General features: G+C 40.4%; 20 protein-coding genes. 4 read left to right on the top strand and 16 right to left on the bottom strand.

From position 1 onward, the window contains the following. Positions 1-106: 106 nt before the first annotated feature. Positions 107-1,456: a glutathione-disulfide reductase gene (gorA, locus tag A3I9_RS0100725; RefSeq protein WP_018377166.1), complete on the top strand. Its 1,350-nt coding sequence runs from the start codon at positions 107-109 to the stop codon at positions 1,454-1,456. Between the two features lie 194 nt (positions 1,457-1,650). Here the strand turns inward: gorA and A3I9_RS0100720 are convergent, their stop codons facing one another. Beyond that, positions 1,651-2,232 carry a GDSL-type esterase/lipase family protein gene (locus A3I9_RS0100720; RefSeq protein ID WP_245538919.1) on the bottom strand — a complete coding sequence of 194 codons (582 nt, stop codon included), beginning with the start codon at positions 2,230-2,232 and terminating at the stop codon, positions 1,651-1,653. Between the two features lie 139 nt (positions 2,233-2,371). On the opposite strand from A3I9_RS0100720, the gene A3I9_RS0100715 reads away from it, so the two are divergent. Continuing rightward, positions 2,372-2,854: a biotin transporter BioY gene (locus A3I9_RS0100715; protein ID WP_042361575.1), complete on the top strand. Its 483-nt coding sequence runs from the start codon at positions 2,372-2,374 to the stop codon at positions 2,852-2,854. 31 nt (positions 2,855-2,885) lie between these two features. Here A3I9_RS0100715 and A3I9_RS0100710 read toward each other — a convergent pair whose 3' ends face one another. Further along, positions 2,886-3,101: a YdbC family protein gene (locus A3I9_RS0100710; RefSeq protein WP_018377163.1), complete on the bottom strand. Its 216-nt coding sequence runs from the start codon at positions 3,099-3,101 to the stop codon at positions 2,886-2,888. A gap of 89 nt (positions 3,102-3,190) precedes the next feature. Between A3I9_RS0100710 and A3I9_RS0100705 the strand changes: the two genes are divergently transcribed. Further along, positions 3,191-3,511 carry a hypothetical protein gene (locus A3I9_RS0100705; RefSeq protein ID WP_018377162.1) on the top strand — a complete coding sequence of 107 codons (321 nt, stop codon included), beginning with the start codon at positions 3,191-3,193 and terminating at the stop codon, positions 3,509-3,511. A gap of 251 nt (positions 3,512-3,762) precedes the next feature. Here A3I9_RS0100705 and A3I9_RS0100700 read toward each other — a convergent pair whose 3' ends face one another. Together A3I9_RS0100700 and A3I9_RS0100695 are read right to left on the bottom strand one after the other, a co-directional pair. Beyond that, on the bottom strand, positions 3,763-5,049 hold the full coding sequence (locus tag A3I9_RS0100700; protein WP_018377161.1) for a peptidase U32 family protein: 1,287 nt from the start codon (positions 5,047-5,049) through the stop codon (positions 3,763-3,765). Positions 5,050-5,268: 219 nt separating this feature from the next. Then, positions 5,269-6,198: a peptidase U32 family protein gene (locus A3I9_RS0100695; RefSeq protein WP_018377160.1), complete on the bottom strand. Its 930-nt coding sequence runs from the start codon at positions 6,196-6,198 to the stop codon at positions 5,269-5,271. 159 nt (positions 6,199-6,357) lie between these two features. On the opposite strand from A3I9_RS0100695, the gene A3I9_RS0100690 reads away from it, so the two are divergent. Next, entirely contained in the window at positions 6,358-6,672 is a 315-nt protein-coding gene (locus A3I9_RS0100690) for a DUF3270 domain-containing protein (protein ID WP_018377159.1), read from the top strand. A 169-nt stretch (positions 6,673-6,841) separates the two neighbouring features. Here A3I9_RS0100690 and A3I9_RS0100680 read toward each other — a convergent pair whose 3' ends face one another. The 12 genes from A3I9_RS0100680 to A3I9_RS0100625 form a co-directional block, all read right to left on the bottom strand. Further along, positions 6,842-7,276: a YtxH domain-containing protein gene (locus tag A3I9_RS0100680; protein ID WP_018377157.1), complete on the bottom strand. Its 435-nt coding sequence runs from the start codon at positions 7,274-7,276 to the stop codon at positions 6,842-6,844. 1 nt (position 7,277) lies between these two features. Beyond that, positions 7,278-7,679, bottom strand: coding sequence for a DUF948 domain-containing protein (locus A3I9_RS0100675; protein WP_018377156.1), 402 nt, complete (start codon positions 7,677-7,679; stop codon positions 7,278-7,280). A 14-nt stretch (positions 7,680-7,693) separates the two neighbouring features. Then, positions 7,694-8,473, bottom strand: coding sequence for a prolipoprotein diacylglyceryl transferase (gene lgt / locus A3I9_RS0100670; protein WP_018377155.1), 780 nt, complete (start codon positions 8,471-8,473; stop codon positions 7,694-7,696). Next, on the bottom strand, positions 8,470-9,411 hold the full coding sequence (gene hprK, locus A3I9_RS0100665) for an HPr(Ser) kinase/phosphatase (protein ID WP_018377154.1): 942 nt from the start codon (positions 9,409-9,411) through the stop codon (positions 8,470-8,472). The genes lgt and hprK overlap by 4 nt, the downstream gene beginning before the upstream one ends. Positions 9,412-9,497: 86 nt before the next feature. Next, positions 9,498-10,004, bottom strand: a complete 507-nt coding sequence (locus tag A3I9_RS0100660; RefSeq protein WP_018377153.1) for an NUDIX hydrolase — start codon at positions 10,002-10,004, stop codon at positions 9,498-9,500. Beyond that, the gene (locus A3I9_RS0100655; RefSeq protein WP_018377152.1) at positions 10,004-10,273 is read right to left on the bottom strand and encodes a PspC domain-containing protein; all 270 of its coding nucleotides are present in this window, start codon (positions 10,271-10,273) and stop codon (positions 10,004-10,006) included. Before A3I9_RS0100655 ends, A3I9_RS0100660 begins: the two co-directional genes overlap by 1 nt. Then, entirely contained in the window at positions 10,257-11,027 is a 771-nt protein-coding gene (locus A3I9_RS0100650; protein ID WP_245538918.1) for a hypothetical protein, read from the bottom strand. The genes A3I9_RS0100655 and A3I9_RS0100650 overlap by 17 nt, the downstream gene beginning before the upstream one ends. Before the next feature lie 67 nt (positions 11,028-11,094). Then, the gene (locus tag A3I9_RS0100645) at positions 11,095-11,529 is read right to left on the bottom strand and encodes a SprT family protein (RefSeq protein ID WP_018377150.1); all 435 of its coding nucleotides are present in this window, start codon (positions 11,527-11,529) and stop codon (positions 11,095-11,097) included. Continuing rightward, positions 11,516-13,642 (bottom strand): Tex family protein, encoded by a 2,127-nt coding sequence (locus A3I9_RS0100640; RefSeq protein WP_018377149.1) that lies wholly within the window; start codon positions 13,640-13,642, stop codon positions 11,516-11,518. Before A3I9_RS0100640 ends, A3I9_RS0100645 begins: the two co-directional genes overlap by 14 nt. 156 nt (positions 13,643-13,798) lie before the next feature. Next, positions 13,799-14,824, bottom strand: coding sequence for a Gfo/Idh/MocA family oxidoreductase (locus A3I9_RS0100635; protein WP_018377148.1), 1,026 nt, complete (start codon positions 14,822-14,824; stop codon positions 13,799-13,801). A gap of 85 nt (positions 14,825-14,909) precedes the next feature. Next, complete coding sequence (locus A3I9_RS13315) at positions 14,910-15,074, bottom strand: hypothetical protein (RefSeq protein ID WP_018377147.1); 165 nt, start codon at positions 15,072-15,074, stop codon at positions 14,910-14,912. Between the two features lie 13 nt (positions 15,075-15,087). Further along, complete coding sequence (locus tag A3I9_RS0100625; protein ID WP_018377146.1) at positions 15,088-16,464, bottom strand: PTS sugar transporter subunit IIC; 1,377 nt, start codon at positions 16,462-16,464, stop codon at positions 15,088-15,090. Positions 16,465-16,474 lie beyond the last annotated feature (10 nt).

Genomic DNA, 16,474 nt, shown 5'->3' with positions numbered 1-16,474 from the left:
AAACAAGCCTTACAGTTTTGTAAGAATAGCCCTGCGTAGCAAATTTTTGCGAGAATCAGCAAAAAACGCTACAATGAAAAAAACAAGAATGAAATGAGGAAAAAGAATGAAAAAATTTGACATTATTTCCATTGGTGGAGGGTCAGGTGGTATTGCCACCATGAATCGCGCTGGTGAACATGGAGCCAAAGCAGCTGTTATTGAAGGTAACCTACTCGGCGGTACTTGTGTCAATATCGGCTGCGTCCCTAAGAAAATCATGTGGTATGGGGCAAATATTTCAGAAGCCATTCACCACTATGGTCCAGAATACGGTTTTACAGCAGAAAATGTAACCTTTGATTTTGCCACTCTTCGCCAAAATCGCGAAGCCTATATTGAACGTTCCCGCAATTCATACGATGGCTCTTTTAAGCGAAACGGCGTTGAATTAATTGAAGGCTACGCCCGTTTTGTAGATGCCAATACTGTTGAAGTCAATGGCGAATTGATACAAGCAGACCACATTGTCATCGCAACAGGGGCTCGCCCATCTGTCCCAGATATCCCTGGAAAAGAATTAGGAATTGTGTCTGATGATGTCTTTGCATGGGAAAGTCTACCAGCTTCTATTGCAGTAATGGGCGCTGGTTACATTGCTGTTGAGATTGCTGGCGTTCTCCACAATCTCGGTGTCAAGACAGATCTATTTGTACGTAAGGAATCCCCTCTGCGTAGATTTGATCCTTATATCGTTGAAGCTCTCGTAGACGAAATGGAAAAAACAGGCCTCGCCTTGCATACCCATAAAGTTCCAAGTCGTGTAGATAAATTAGACAACGGTCTGCTCCAAATTACTTTTGAAGATGGTAGCACCCACCAAGCTGAACAAGTCCTTTGGGCAATCGGTCGCCAACCAAATATCGACCAATTAAACCTTGAAGCTGCTGGCGTTGAATTGACAGAAAGAGGCTATATCAAGGTCAATGAATACCAAGAAACATCGACTCCAGGTATCTACGCCCTTGGTGATGTGACAGGACACATCGAATTGACACCAGTAGCTATCAAAACTGGACGCCTCCTTTCCGAGAGGCTTTTTAATGGGAAAACCACTGCTAAAATGGACTTTAATCTAGTTCCAACAGTCGTCTTTTCACACCCAGCTATCGGAACAGTCGGCTTGACAGAACCAGAAGCGATTCGCCAATACGGAGAAAACAACATCAACGTCTATACTTCTGCCTTTACTTCAATGTACACAGCACTCGGAAGTCATCGACAAATGGCTAAATTCAAACTCATCACAGCCGGTCCTGACGAAAAAGTGATTGGTCTGCACGGTATCGGCTATGGCGTAGATGAAATGATTCAAGGCTTCGCTGTCGCTATGAAGATGGGGGCAACCAAAGAAGATTTTGATGCGACGGTAGCCATTCATCCAACTGGTTCAGAAGAGTTTGTAACGATGAGATAAGAAAAAGTACACATTTTACAAAAAGACAGATTGTAAATTGGTTGGATAAATGCCTCTCATCTCCAATCTCAAACAATCTCCAAGATTGTTTGACCTATTCACCCAACTGGTTCAGAAGAAGAGTCACTATGAGATAATTACCAAATTAAGAACTGTTCATCATTCGAATTTAAAGTCATAACGAAAAACCAAGTCTATAGACCTGGTTTTTTCTTTATATATTCCTCTAATTTCTCAGCTAATAATTCATAGCCTACACTTCCAAAATGCAGCCCATCATCCATACTTCCTCTTAACAATTCTGGAAGGGGAATTGGGGAATCTGTCATGAGGTCTTGAACTGATAGGAAATCACACTTGGCTTCTCTAGCTACCTTCTCCACAATTTCACTGTAATAAGTAACCAATCGATTGGTTCGGTAACGTTGCTTGGTCTCATCAACAGGTGTTGGACCTAAAAAAATCAATTGTGACGGTTGGTATCGTTCCAAAAGTATCGAAGAAATCTGTCTCATATTTTCTTGAAATTCACCTAGGTAAATCTGTTTGTGAGTTGCCAAATCATTGGTTCCAATCCAAACAAATACCTTATCCACTACCGGAAAATCCCATTTTGCTAGCTTAGCTAATAAGTCAATACTATTGTCACCTGACTCCGCCAGATTTGTAATGACAAGATCTGGGATCAATCGTTTCAATGAAAAATTGATATGAGGCTCTACTTTCCCCTCATCCCTTGCAAATAAACTATCTCCAAGTAAAATAATCTTCATCATTCCCTCCCTAAGATGTACCAGCCGAATTAGTAAGCCTTGACTTTTCTTTCAAAAGCATTTATAGTGTTGTTAACCACTTTTAAAAAGAAAGGTAACAATCGTGAAACAAACAACCACGCGATCCATCGCACACATTGCTATGGGAGCAGCCTTAATCGCTGTCCTCTCACAAATCTCCATTCCGATTGGACCCGTTCCGTTCACACTCCAAACGCTAGCGATTGGATTACTAGCAAGTCTCTATCCACTGAAAGAAACAATCGCTAGTATCTGCTTTTATCTACTAGTCGGAGCTATTGGTCTCCCAGTTTTCGCTGGATTTTCAGGCGGTTTTGCTGCCTTGGTATCACCCACTGCAGGATTCCTTTGGGGTTTCCTAGCTTATGGTGCTATCACAGCTATCTTGGTAAATCATAAAGAGCAAGCTATCTGGATTTTTCTTGCCAATTTACTAGGGGATAGTACTTGCTTCCTGATAGGAGTCTTCGTCTTTCGAATCATTTCCCAAGCGACTTGGGCAGATACCCTTGCTTGGACAACCATTCCATTCTTATTGCCCGATTTAGCTAAGATAACACTGGTGACCATCATTCGTCCTACACTCAAAAAAGTACTCAAGTGATGGACCGCGCTTGTCCGCACTGCCGAGTTCTTTATCTGTTAGCAAATGCATCAAGCATCACTTGAAATTCTTCATTGGACAATGTTATCCCTTTTCCCATCTTCGTGTGATCAGGGCTCCAAGTTCGAATATCGTATTTAGCAGGTGCACCATTAAAGGATACACGATTCAGTTCCTTCGTCCACCCCTTCTCATTTTCTGAGAGTACCAAGAGTTTTTCTTCTATTTCAAATGTAAATTCTGCCATGCTGACCTCCTCATTATTTATTCGCAAGTGCTTGTCTTTTTGACAAAAATTCGTTAAGATAATTGTATCAAGGATGAAAGGATTTTACCATGAAAAAGTTTGTGCAACTCCTAAAAGAGCAGTTAAATGTCTTTCTAGGTAATACCGTTCATCAACCAATCCTTGACGAGGATCATACCAATGCAGATATTCTTGCTACTCTTCAATTAGCTTTATATAAAAAAGCAGCTATCCATGTTATTTATTCTAGACAAAAAAGCATTACAGGAGAAATTCTTAAATGGGATGATAAACGACAGCAGCTTGTTATCAAAAATTTCAAAAAAAATCTAAGTGCCATTATCCGTCTAGAGGACATTCAAAAAATATCACTCGTTCCTGATGCCATTACCAAATCACAAAAAACATAATACATAGAGCTATCTCCATCTTTTAGAGGTAGCTTATTTTAGTTTTTGTAAATTTCGTCATAGTGACTAATCCAACTAGTAGCCTGAGGCTGGGACAAAACTCTGAACAATAAAACAAAAAACGAACAAAGGTTATCTCTTATATATTTAAAGAGTCTCTTTGTTCGTTTTTATGTACATTTTATTAGAAAAGTAGATTTATTGGTATAGATTTTCTAAACTAAAAATCTTTTTGTTCTAGCCTCAGTTCATTATGCCCGTACTGTAATAGAGGCACCATCTTCCTTGTAAAGGTTAATCAATCCTGATTTACAAGCGCGAATCATATCACCTGGAAAGACTTCCTGTGGCACTGTAATGGTCAAAAGCTCCATTGGTTTGTTTGCACGTTCAACCGCAACACCATTTGAATCCGTCAAATCTTGAATGGTCGTTTCAAAATGACGGAAACCTGGTCCATAAAATTCTACTTCATTACCTTCGTTGATCACGTTTCGTTGGCGAATCGTCGCAGTCATTGTTACTTGGTCAAAGGCAACCACTTCTCCGATAAATTTATATTCAGGAATTTTACGACGTGCGCCAAATAACTGCTCGTTTTCCGTTGGTGGACTGTAGTAGAAACCTGTCGCCAACTCGCGTTGGGCAACTTTCCACAATTCATCAATTAAATCTTGCTTAATTGCTTCAAATTTTGCTGGACTTTCCAAGTAAGCATCTACTGCAGCTTTGTAACAATTCGTTACCGTTGATACGTAGTGGACAGATTTCATGCGGCCTTCAATTTTTAGGCTGTCCACCCCATTTTCAATCATATCTGGAATATGGTCAATCATGCACATATCCACCGCTGACATGGAGAATTCTTCGGGAATTTGTCCTTTAATGGAACGTCGCTCTTCGCCAAACGGTAAATCATAGAGATTGTATTTCCAACGACAAGATTGTGAACAACCTCCACGGTTGGCATCACGATGACTCATATGATTAGAGAGTACACAGCGACCTGAGTAGGAAATACACATAGCACCATGTACAAAAGCTTCAATTTCTACACTGGTGCGTTTGCGAATTTCAGCTAGTTCAGCCATGGTCACTTCACGTGCGAGGACGACACGGGTCAATCCTAACTCTTTCCAAAATTCAAACGTTTCGTAGTTGGTTGAAGAGGCCTGAGTTGACAAGTGAATTTCCAAACCAGGTGCTTCTGTTGCACAGATTACGATAAGTGCAGGGTCTGAAACAATAACTGCATCTAAGCCTAAATCGCGCAACTCACGGAACCAAGCACCAGCACCCTGTTCATTGCCTTCATGAGTAACCATATTGGCCGCCACATAAACCTTGGCACCACGCGCATGGGCATAGTCAATGCCCTCCTTCATTTCTTCCATAGAGAAGTTTCCAGCACGACTACGCAGACCGTAAGCCTGACCACCTACAAATACAGCATCTGCACCGTAATCTACAGCGACTTTTAATTTTTCAAGAGTCCCCGCAGGTGATAGCACCTCTGGACGTTTCAATGTTTTTGACATAATTCAATTTCCTCTATTTTCAAGATAGTAGTTCATATTTTTTTCAATGATACAAAAACAAGCATCAAGCATTGACTTTCGCAACTTGCATATCTTACAAGAAATAACCCTTTTAAGATGTTATCTTGGTCTTTGATTTGCCTCGTTACAAGAGAAATGCTTTCTTCAATCAAGATGAAGCCCTGAAATAGTAAACTCACTCTTCATCCTATTTATCTATTATTTGACCTTATTACGAGCAAATTCGTAAAAACCGGTATCCAAGCCACGCTGCACTGGGTGAAGTTTGCGCACCTGCTCATCGAAGAGAAAGGCTTGGTCATAGCTAAATTCCCCTTTTGCTATGAGATCACGTGCCTGAACGAATAGACGAGCAATCGCAACAAAGTTATCTCCTGGACAGAAAATGCCATCCAATTTCCAGTTGTGATAGCCGTGATCATACAATTCCTGCAACTTGGTCATCATATCAATATCGTTATTGATAAAGATATGGGTGCCATGTTTGTCTTCAAAAATGGAGTAGTGGCTATCTGGATCACTTGGCTCTGCCAAGAAGAGACCACGATCTTTGGATTTATCTGTTTCGTCAGCCTTCGTAAAATTATAATAATTTTGCAAAAGCGAACGTTTGGAATGATGAATAACAGAGGCACCGTATACTAAGATTTCGGCAGGAATTTCCAAATTTTCAGCAATTTCAAATAACTCTTCAGAAGGAATTTCGCGGGCTAATACTGCCTCCACTGCCCCATGATCCTTCCAAAAATTGATTTGACGACTCGAGGTAACAAACACAGATGTATCATAAATCAGTTTAAAATGATAGCCATCTCGTTTGTTAATATAAATCACACCAGTATCCCCAACAACAAGATAATCTACTTTGATTTCTTGCATCAATTCCATAAAGGGCTTGATGTTATCCATCATTTCCTGATGCATCAGAGCATTAGCTGCAACAGTCAGCTCCTTACCTGCTCCATGGACCAATTGTGCAATCTCACGCAATTCATCATAGGAAAATTGATGTGGAATTCGGAGGGCATGGTCTGCTTCACCGACATAGATACGGTCAACCCCTGCTTCTAATAATTGTTTCACTTGTTCGATACTTTCAGCTGTAGCTGTTATGATTATTTTATCCATAACGTTTATTATACCAAAATAATTCTTTCTTTTTAAGTGCTAGTCAGAACTTTAATGTTCTGACTTTTCTCATTTTTTTTTGTAATGGTTTTGTAATACTTCTGTTACACAACCCTATCATTATTATGATATCCTTGATAGGCAGAAAGAGGAGACCGTATGGCACTTAGAGACTATCGGCCTAAACAATATGACTACGAAGAGTATATCCCGAAAGAGAAACAGGCCACTTATCAAGCGTATCAAGCAAGAAAACCCCATGAAAATCGACTTAGGGATTTATTGTTTTTCCTAAACATTGCAATTTTCAGTATTCTGACCGTCATGACAACTTATGTCTATCTCTCAATGAAAATTCCAGTTTTTCTAGCCTTTATCTTAGGTACTGCGACTGGTTTTATCGGGTTAAGAGTGATTCAAATTGCAATGAGAAATCATTATGTTCGAATGAAACCAAAGAGACGCTTTAAATAAGCGTTTCTTTTTTTAGTGTTTGTAAGCGGATACTTTTTAACTCTTGAGGGGACCAGAGTTTCTCAACTCGAACAAGTCTCATACCATTAAAAAGAACAGTGTAGTCTTCTGATGCAGACATCTCACTGTTCTTTTGCTATAGAAGTTACGTTAACTTTGCTCAGAGGTATTACAAATCAATTTCAATATCATCTTGTACGACAACATCTTCCTCAGGGACTTCGATAATAGTCGCGTCTTTTTGACCATCTTCTTGGAAGTCAGCTGGTTCTACAGTTGTTTCTTGCATTTTTTCCTTAATCTGCTCAGCAAAAGTTTGAACCTTTTCTTTACCTGAACGAAGCAAGTCGTCAAGAGTCAGCTCGCCAGATTCCAGTTGTCCTTTCACATCTTCATATTTTCCCACAGTTTGATCTTTCAAGTCCTGTGCTTTATTCATCAAATTTGCATTGATTTCTTCATGATTATCTTGATAATCTTTTACTAACTTAGAAACCTTATCCTTAACAGTTTTACCCGTCTCAGTTGCTAAGAAAACAGCTGCAGCTGTTCCTCCTGCAACCCCTAGAAGAACACTTGTAAACACACCTAATTTTTTAGCCATATTATGCTCCTTTCTTTCCCTTTTTTAGGATAGATGATAATAGATTCAAGACTGTCAATGCGCTACCAGCTTTTGCTGTACTTTTTCCAGCACTTTTTGCTTTCACTGTAAAGTCACGCGCCGAGGCATTGAGATCAGAAACTGAAACGGACAGATCCGCAACCGCTGAGAAGAATGGATCTAAGGTTGTGACCTTGCCATTCACGTCTTCCACCAAAATGTTCGTTTTAGCCAACAATTCATTGGTTTGATGAAGCGTAACATTCACATCGCTGGTCAAAACTTTCAGCGTTTGTTGTGCTTCTTCTGCTACGGTTGTGACCTTTTTCAAAAACAGAACAAGATAAACTGCAACTGCAATGACCGCAATAGCAATCACCAATAGAAATAATTCAAGTGACATGCATATCCCCTTTCTTAGGATTGATAATAAGGGAAGTCTTTTTGCTTCCTGTGATAAATAAATAGACCAATTCCAATTAAAATCAATAATACCGATAACCATTGTGATACACGCAATCCCGCAAACATCAAGCTATCTGTGCGCATTCCCTCAATGATAAATCGTCCCACTCCATACCAAATAAGATAAAAAATAGTCACTTCACCCCGTTTTAAGAAACGAGGGCGTCGTCTAAGCATACAAATCAGAATAAAACCAAGTAAATTCCAAACAGACTCATAGAGGAAGGTAGGAACACGGTAACTGCCATCAATAAACATCTGCTCACGGATGAAGGAAGGAAGATAATTCAATTGGCTAACTTTAGCACCAAAAGCTTCCTGATTGAAAAAATTTCCCCATCGACCAATCGCCTGTGCAATCATGACGGAGGGAGCAGCTACATCTAAAAAGTCCCATGTTTCGATAAAGCGATGCCGAGTAAAGAAAATTAGTACCAAAAGTCCGGCTAGAAGGCCACCGTAAATGGCAATTCCGCCATGCCAAATCGCAAAAATCTCTATGGGGTTGTCCTTGTAACTATCCCAAGAGAAAATGACATAGTAAAGACGGGCACCAATAATCGCAATCGGAAATGCAATTAAAATAAAATCTAGAATATCATCTGGTAAGATGCGCTTACGTGGAGCTTCCTTAGAAGCTAAATAAACAGCTAAAGCTAGCCCTGCTACGATACAAAGGGCATACCAACGGATCACAAAGGGCCCTAGCTGAAAAGCAATCGGATCAATCATTCGATTCCCTCTGCTTCCTTATTATTTTCAATGAGACGGGCCAGCCGATTTTCAAAATCTTTGGTTGCGTCAAAGCCCATTTGCTTCGCACGATAGTTCATAGCAGCCGCTTCGATGACCACCGAAATATTTCGACCTGTTTTAACTGGAATACGAATTTGTGGAATTTCAATACCAGCAAATTCAACTGTATCACCACCATTTCCTAGTCGGTCAAATATCTTACCGTTCTCATAATTTTCCAGATAGATGGCTAGTTGAACCTGTGATGATTCTTTCACTGCACTGGCTCCGTAGAGACTCATAATATCAATGATTCCAACACCGCGAATCTCCAATAAATGACGTAAAATCTCAGCAGGCTCGCCCCACAGCGTCACATCATCTTTGGCAAAAACATCTACACGGTCGTCCGCAACAATACGGTGCCCACGCTTAACCAATTCAAGACCAGTTTCGCTCTTCCCGATGCCAGAATCCCCTTGAATCAAAACACCCATGCCATAAATATCCATCAGGACACCATGAACACTAGTACGTTGTGCTAAACGGGAATCCAAATAAGAAGAAATTTCCCCTGATAGTCGACTCGTTGCAGATTGACTTTGAAAAATAGCTGTCTTATTCTCTTTGGCAGCTCTGTGCATTTCTTCAGGAATGGCTAAGCCTCGGGCCACAATCACAACTGGTGTTTCTGGTTGAAACATTTGCAATAGGACTTGGTAACGATTGTGCGATGTCATCGACATCAAATAGGACCATTCCTTCATCCCAATCAGCTGAATTCGCTCTGGCGAGTAATAATCAAAATATCCTGTCATCTCTAAGCCTGGACGTGTAATATCAGCTGTCGTAATCTCCTTTTGAAGTAGTTCTTCCGTACAATAAACACATTCCACTCGAACATGATCAATTAAATCTTTGACAAAAACTGTCATGCAGCCACCTCGTACTTTCTAATACCCTTATTATAACATAAAACCGTTTACTTTTGAGGTACGAAAAAAAGCGATTGCTCGCTTTTTTATCGGCAGTAAGCCAGGACTTGTTGTTTTTGATTTTCAAAGACTGGATGAGTAGCCAAAAAATTTGGTAAATCAGCCTCTTTCACCCATATATGAGCATCCGTTTCTTCCATCTGATAGATAATTTGCGCCTTATCACCGTCTATCAGTGCCAAATACGCATCAAAGTGGGTGCGATGCTCTTCTTCTGTAAAGGAAAACAAATAGTCTATGCTAGTGGCTACCAGTCCTGTTTCTTCCATTAATTCTCGCTTTGCAGCCTCTTGAGAAGTCTCCCCATAGAAAACCGATCCACCTGCACCTACTTCATAGACATTTGGAAAATGCTGTTTTTCGGCAGAATGTTTCATCAAGAGCCAATCACCATCTCGGTGCTTAACCCAGACATTAACAGCTAAATGGTAAAGCTCTTCGGGATAAGCAGCGGGAAACTTGTCCCGTTCCAAAATCTGGTCAGAAAGCAGCTGCCTATTTTTATCAAAAGCATTCCAAATTTCAGGTCCCATTAAAAGAACCATTCCTTTTCAACTTTTTCTGCCTCTTTTCGTTTACGAGGACCTGTGCCATAACGTTCTGCATCCACATCTTCCTTATAAGGAAGAAAAACAGCAGCTAAAACATAGAGGGCAATCGCTAATAAACCAACCTTGGTGAGAATGACGATAGCCAAAAAGATACCACGAACAATTCGCGTATCCCAATCAAAACGATCAGCTACCCCTGCAAGCACTCCTGTCAATAAACGATTTCTTTTTGTTCTATAAAATCCGTACATTCTTTATTCCTTTCATAATCAGAGGACTTGACTCAGTTTGAATTTGTAAATACACAATCTTGTCACCTGCTTTTTCACACACACAAGGGCTCGTCTTCTTTTTTCGATTGATTTCAACGGTTCCTTGATTGCTTTCAAATCGTCCCTTTAATCCCTGGTGCTTGGACATCACCATATGAATCGGAGCCTGCATCACTTCGAAATGAAGATGTTGTGAAAATCCCTGATAAGAAGTCACTCGGATATCCTGTTGTTTTTTATCAGAATGACTATGCACAGAAACATCTTCAAATGGAAGGTAGTCCAAGCGGGTATCAGCCTGACCAATGTCCAAATCCAACACAGACATCCACCGTTCTGGTAATAAGACAGTCAATTGACAAGGGATAGCTGAGGCGAAATGCAGCGCCTTTTTTTCGACATAGATTTGAGGTAATTCTTCACCCTCGGGTTTTTGAGGATAGAGAATTGAAAAGAGGATTTCTGCGCCTTTATTTTTTTGAAAGCTGACTTTACCTTCTCTCAACCGAATATTCATCGATTCAATATCCGAAAAGCGAAAATTCTGTTTTAATTTATTAGATGAAAAAACCTTGAAACTTGGTAGAGTAAACGAGAGGCGCTCCTTTTCTTCTACAAAAAGAAAGTCTGACTCTTCTTCTAATTCCATAAAACAGGCCTTGGCTTCTTCCTTGGTCAATACTCCTTTTTCATATAATTCTAACAAACGCTTTTGTTTTTCTGATACCATCATCTCACCTCTATTCGTAACTCTAGTATACCATGTTTCGACAAAAAGAAATCAGCCCAAGGACTGATTTCTAACTACTTAGTAATACTAATCTACCCCGGCACTTGCCACAGCGATATTTTTCAAGATGAATACGGCGTTTTCTGTAGTAGAGTTGTCGACAAGATTGACACTGATACGTAAGGAAGTTCCCCGTTTCTCTTGAGCTTGGCGCATAGCGAAGCCCACCCACTTGCTTGAGTAACATCTTAAAATCACGGTCACCATGCTTATAGCCTTTTTTCTCAAAATAAAGATGGTAATGGCAGAGCTCATAGCGGACAATCTTTCTGAAGATCTCTAATCCGTGTTCTTCATAGAGTTTGGGATTGAAGTCCAAATGACCGTCCTTGGGAAAGAAACGCCCACCGGTCGATCGAAGACGTGGATTCCAAACAGCTTGGTGCTGAAACTCTTTTCCGAAGTCCTCTAATGAGACTTGTTTAACATACTCAGTGAGATTCACGAGGGGCCACCAAGGTCAGATTGACCTTCTCACGCGCAGTATCCAGCTTATGCACCCAGACCGTCACCAAGTCCCCAACCGATACCACTTGGCTTGGATGCTTGATGAAGTTCTCACTCATATTGGAGATGTGGATAAGACCATCTTCGTGGATACCAATATCAACAAAGGCACCGAAGTCCACTACATTTCTGACAACACCCTCTAATTTCTGACCAATCTGTAAATCTTTGAAATCCAAGACATCTTGACGGAGAACAGGAGCTGCAAACTCATCTCGCAAATCGCGCCCTGGTTTCAACAGGTCAGCTACAATATCTTTCAAGGTTTCTGGACCAACACCAATTCTTTCAGCTGTTTCTGTAATGTTGAGCGATTGGAGCTGGCTAGATGCCTCTGCGACATTCGAAACCCCAAGTAGTTCAAATAATGTCTCAACTGCTGAATAAGATTCTGGGTGGACTCCTGTATTGTCAAGGAAGTTTTCTGCATCAGGAATGCGCAAGAAACCAGCTGCCTGCTCGAAAGCTTTATCACCCAAGCGTGGTACTTTTTTCAACTGCTCACGAGAGGTCAGAGCTCCATTTTCTTCACGGTATTTCACGATATTTTCAGAAATGGTTTTATTGAGTCCAGCCACATGTGAAAGTAGAGACGGACTGGCTGTATTGACATTGACACCGACTTGGTTGACCACCGTATCAACTACAAAGTCCAAGCCTTCAGAAAGCTTTTTCTGGTTAACATCGTGCTGATATTGACCGACACCGATAGATTTAGGATCAATTTTAACCAATTCAGCCAACGGATCTTGGAGACGACGGGCGATGGAAATAGCAGAGCGCTTTTCAACGGTCAAATCTGGAAATTCATGACGGGCCAACTCAGAAGCCGAATAGACAGATGCCCCACTTTCATTGACAATAACATAGCTCACTTCTGGGAAATCCTGCAAGATGTCAGCCACAAAACTTTCTGACTCACGGCTGGCTGTACCATTTCCAATGGCAATGATTTCGACATTGTACTGACGAATGAGATCTGCTAAATCCAATTTAGCTTGAGCAATCTGACTGGCAGATGCTGGCTTAACAGGATGAATGACCTGTGTGGTCAAGAGTTTTCCTGTCTCATCTACTACTGCTAACTTAGCTCCTGTCCGAAAGGCAGGGTCAAAGCCCAAGACCATTTTTCCACGAAGAGGTGGTACGAGGAGCAGATTGCGGAGATTGTCTGAAAAGAGAGCGATAGCCCCTTCTTCTGCACTGTCTGTCAATTCAGACCGCACACGACGTTCCATAGCTGGAATGATTTTTTTCTTTACTGCTTGGTTAATAGCTTCTGCAATGTAAGTATTTTTCTGTGGAAAACGCACTTCAAAGAAGCGAATGATTTTATCCAAATTGTGCTCAAAAGAAACCTTGAGAGCCCCTAGCGACTCCCCACGGTTAAGGGCAAGGGTGCGATAGCCTTGCATTTTTGCCACTTTTTCAGAGAAATCATAATAGATTTGGAAAATTTGCTTCTCGTCTGCTGTTTCATCTTTGAGACTGGATAGAATGGTTGAGTTGCTCATAATTTCATGGTAGGTCCATGCACGGAGTTTGATATCCTCTGAAATGGCTTCTGTCAAAATATCCACTGCACCTGCTAGACAGGCTTCTGCCGTATCAAAGCCTTCGCAGATAAAGCTTTCTGCCTGAGCTTTTAAGTCAGGGACATTTTGCAAAATGAGACGAGCCAAAGGAAAAAGACCTGCTTCTCGAGCAATTGTCCCCTTGGTACGACGTTTTTCCTTATAAGGAAGATAGAGTTCTTCCACATCGGCTAACTTTTCAGCTTCTTCAATGGCTTGACGAAGTTGGTCGGTCAATTTGCCCTGTTCTTCAATCTTTGCTAGAACTGCTTCCTTACGCTCAGCAAGAGCTGTCAAAGACTTATCTAAATCAATAATGGATTTGATGATAACTTCATCTAGGTTTCCAGTTGCTTCCTTACGGTAACGGGCAATAAAAGGAATGGTATTGCCTTCTGCTGTCAAAGACAAGACCGTATCAATCTGCTTTAAACTAACGCCCAAATCTTGAACGATTTTTGTATATTTCTTATCCATAAATCTTATTATAGCACAGTCCTACAGGGATTGTAAGGCTTTTTAAATTTTTTCAGTTCTGGAACTTGTCAGGTGATATCTGTCGTAACAATGGCATTACTCCATAAATTGATGTTGATTTTGATAATCACAACTTTACGGTACCAATTTCTCCTTTTAGTATCTCGATTCTTTCATTTGTTGAACCCCCTCTTCGAGTACTTTGAGTTGAAAAAGAGTTTCTTCGTCTTTTATTACTTTGGGCTTTCCATTCATAATCGCATGATACAAACTTTCATAAACGCGACTGTAATCACCAACTTCCGAGATAACCTTTTCTTCATGATAATGCCCCAACTCATCCATATAGGTTAAGGTTCCATAGTGTTCGGGTAAATCAAGTCCAAAATCTGTATGGTCTGGCATGTAAAAAAGTTTCAAATGTTCTTCTTGCCTGTCCTTTGTTTCTTTGATAAACATCCCTTTTTTTCCATACAAAACAAAAGATGGGCGAGGTTTGATTCTGAAATAACTTGATTTGATAGATACTTTTAACTTGTCGTAGAAAAAATCAAGGTCAAAATAATCATTCATTCTTCCTTGACCCAAAAGAGCTCTAACTTCTAAATGATAATGGTCAGGCAAACCAAAATAAGAGACCACCTGATCGATAGTATGACAAGCATGACCATACAGATAACTCGTATCTTTGCTAAAGTTTGTAACCTGCTCAGGCACTTCTGGTCGAAAGTAATCATAGTGCATCTCTACTTCAAGCAAGTCACCGAGTTTTCCACTTTCAATAACACGCTGAACTGTTAGAAAGTCTGAATCATATCGCCTATTTTGGTAGGCTTGAATTATCAAATTTTTAGAGGCTGCAAGTTTAAAAAGTTCTTCTGCTTCTGTTAAAGTCTCTGTAAAAGGTTTTTCCACCAAGGCATGCTTGCCTGCTTCTAGGACTTGCTTTGCAAGCGTATAATGTGCGCTAGCTGGAGTTGTCACGACAACTAAATCTATCTCTGGGTCAACTAAAACATCTTCAAGGTGATTGGTGTAAATAACATCACTCCTTTTCTTCCAAGGTGTTTCAGAGCGAGAATAAATCGTTTTGACTTTAATTTTATCTGGCAATTTTTGAACAAAAGGTAAGTGATAACGATTGGTGCTTTTTCCATTTCCGATAAATGCAATAGTTAACATAACGGTCCTCCTCATACTTTTTCAATTCTATTATAGCACGATATAAAAAATCTCCACCTACTAAGATGAAGTGGAGATTCTATAGTTACTTACGTCCTTTTAACAGTTGTCTAAAACCAAAACCAGCAACAAGTAGGCCACCGATAATGTTTACATAAGGGTAACGCATGGTAGGAGCCATCATCACAAAGAACAAGCCCAGTGCAATGAGAAAGAGATACCATTCTCCACCTTTACCTTTATTAAACATATCTTAAGTCCTCCTATTCTGCAACTGTTTTAATTTTATTAGCTGAAATGACAAATGGTGTCCAAATCAAGAAAGCGACAAACACGTTAAAGAGCGATACCAAACCTGCCATCAAGTTATTACCTGTTGCAAGGAAAGCATACAAGCCCGGAGGTGTAATCCATGGAACCGACAAGAAGACTGGTGGAATGAGACCTGCCGATGTTGCGCCATAGGCAATTGCTGCACATACTGGCGGTACAATGAGCCATGGCACTACAAAAATTGGATTTAATACCATTGGGATACCAAAAGTAATCGGTTCGTTGATGTTAAAGATACCCATTGGGGCAGATAATTTTGCGACTGTTTTATAATCATCACGTTTTGAGAAAATAAAGATTGCAATAATCAAGGCAATGGTAACACCTGAACCACCCATTTGTGCAAAGGCATCAAATGATCCACGTGTCCAAGTCCAAGGTAACTGGCTAATATCGTGTGTCTTTTGCCATACATCTGTATTTTCAAGTAAAGCTGGAGCATAAATACCATCCATGATTGGTGCTAAAACATTGTGTCCATGCAAACCGAAGAACCAGAACAACTGCACCAAGAAAGATAAGATAACAACACTAAACACACCTTGAGAGAGACCCATCAAAGGTTTTTGAATATATGATGAAATCAAATCATTTAGGGACTGGTTTGTTAAAGCAACTGCAACGTAACCCACGATAGCAGATGCATAAATAGCAACTGTTCCTGGAATAATGGATGCAAATGCTTTATTAACTGCCGGTGGAACTGAATCAGGCATTTTAATGATAATGTTTTTATTCATCAAACCACAGTAAATCATGGTTGACAAGAAACCAATAATCAATGCAGTGAACAAACCTGTTGCACCAGCATATGCTGTTGTAATCGCCCCATCATATGAAGTTTGAAGCGCTAAAGCATCACCATTACCTGTCACTTGCAAGCCCAATTTCATTAGCCCATCAACAAGCCCCTTATCTGCACCTGCAATCGCTGTTGATACTTTTACAGTTTGGGGAATGATGGATACAAATGAAGCAAATGAGACAAGTCCTCCCGCAATTGGGTTGACTTTATAGGTTTGAGAAAGGTTGTAACCGATTGAAAACGCAAAGATGAGCGCTGAAATTGCAATCGTCCCAAAATATACATAACCATTGATTTGAATCAGTGGTGCGGCTACTTTCGCAAAGCCTTCCCAACCTAAGTTTGTAGGGATATCCCTAAAAAATACATTCAGCAAGACTGCGATAGAGCCTGCCATTGTAAGTGGCATCATTGCGATGAATGAGTCACGTACAGCAACTAAGTGCTTCTGCGACCCCATTTTTCCTGCAAATGCCATAAATTTATCTGATACACTTGACATAAGTCATAAA

Source organism: Streptococcus ovis DSM 16829 (assembly GCF_000380125.1).
Taxonomy (GTDB): Bacteria; Bacillota; Bacilli; order Lactobacillales; family Streptococcaceae; genus Streptococcus; species Streptococcus ovis.
The sequence above is the reverse complement of the archived record's forward strand: the minus strand, read 5'-3'. Positions and strand labels throughout refer to the sequence as shown.

Bases quoted from the DNA above. Each gene is read 5' to 3' on its own strand.
- gorA (WP_018377166.1), top strand. From the start codon at position 107: ATGAAAAAATTTGACATTATTTCCATTGGTGGAGGGTCAGGTGGTATT.
- A3I9_RS0100720 (WP_245538919.1), bottom strand. From the start codon at position 2,232: ATGATGAAGATTATTTTACTTGGAGATAGTTTATTTGCAAGGGATGAG.
- A3I9_RS0100715 (WP_042361575.1), top strand. From the start codon at position 2,372: ATGGGAGCAGCCTTAATCGCTGTCCTCTCACAAATCTCCATTCCGATT.
- A3I9_RS0100710 (WP_018377163.1), bottom strand. From the start codon at position 3,101: ATGGCAGAATTTACATTTGAAATAGAAGAAAAACTCTTGGTACTCTCA.
- A3I9_RS0100705 (WP_018377162.1), top strand. From the start codon at position 3,191: ATGAAAAAGTTTGTGCAACTCCTAAAAGAGCAGTTAAATGTCTTTCTA.
- A3I9_RS0100700 (WP_018377161.1), bottom strand. From the start codon at position 5,049: ATGTCAAAAACATTGAAACGTCCAGAGGTGCTATCACCTGCGGGGACT.
- A3I9_RS0100695 (WP_018377160.1), bottom strand. From the start codon at position 6,198: ATGGATAAAATAATCATAACAGCTACAGCTGAAAGTATCGAACAAGTG.
- A3I9_RS0100690 (WP_018377159.1), top strand. From the start codon at position 6,358: ATGGCACTTAGAGACTATCGGCCTAAACAATATGACTACGAAGAGTAT.
- A3I9_RS0100680 (WP_018377157.1), bottom strand. From the start codon at position 7,276: ATGGCTAAAAAATTAGGTGTGTTTACAAGTGTTCTTCTAGGGGTTGCA.
- A3I9_RS0100675 (WP_018377156.1), bottom strand. From the start codon at position 7,679: ATGTCACTTGAATTATTTCTATTGGTGATTGCTATTGCGGTCATTGCA.
- lgt (WP_018377155.1), bottom strand. From the start codon at position 8,473: ATGATTGATCCGATTGCTTTTCAGCTAGGGCCCTTTGTGATCCGTTGG.
- hprK (WP_018377154.1), bottom strand. From the start codon at position 9,411: ATGACAGTTTTTGTCAAAGATTTAATTGATCATGTTCGAGTGGAATGT.
- A3I9_RS0100660 (WP_018377153.1), bottom strand. From the start codon at position 10,004: ATGGGACCTGAAATTTGGAATGCTTTTGATAAAAATAGGCAGCTGCTT.
- A3I9_RS0100655 (WP_018377152.1), bottom strand. From the start codon at position 10,273: ATGTACGGATTTTATAGAACAAAAAGAAATCGTTTATTGACAGGAGTG.
- A3I9_RS0100650 (WP_245538918.1), bottom strand. From the start codon at position 11,027: ATGATGGTATCAGAAAAACAAAAGCGTTTGTTAGAATTATATGAAAAA.
- A3I9_RS0100640 (WP_018377149.1), bottom strand. From the start codon at position 13,642: ATGGATAAGAAATATACAAAAATCGTTCAAGATTTGGGCGTTAGTTTA.
- A3I9_RS0100635 (WP_018377148.1), bottom strand. From the start codon at position 14,824: ATGTTAACTATTGCATTTATCGGAAATGGAAAAAGCACCAATCGTTAT.
- A3I9_RS13315 (WP_018377147.1), bottom strand. From the start codon at position 15,074: ATGTTTAATAAAGGTAAAGGTGGAGAATGGTATCTCTTTCTCATTGCA.
- A3I9_RS0100625 (WP_018377146.1), bottom strand. From the start codon at position 16,464: ATGTCAAGTGTATCAGATAAATTTATGGCATTTGCAGGAAAAATGGGG.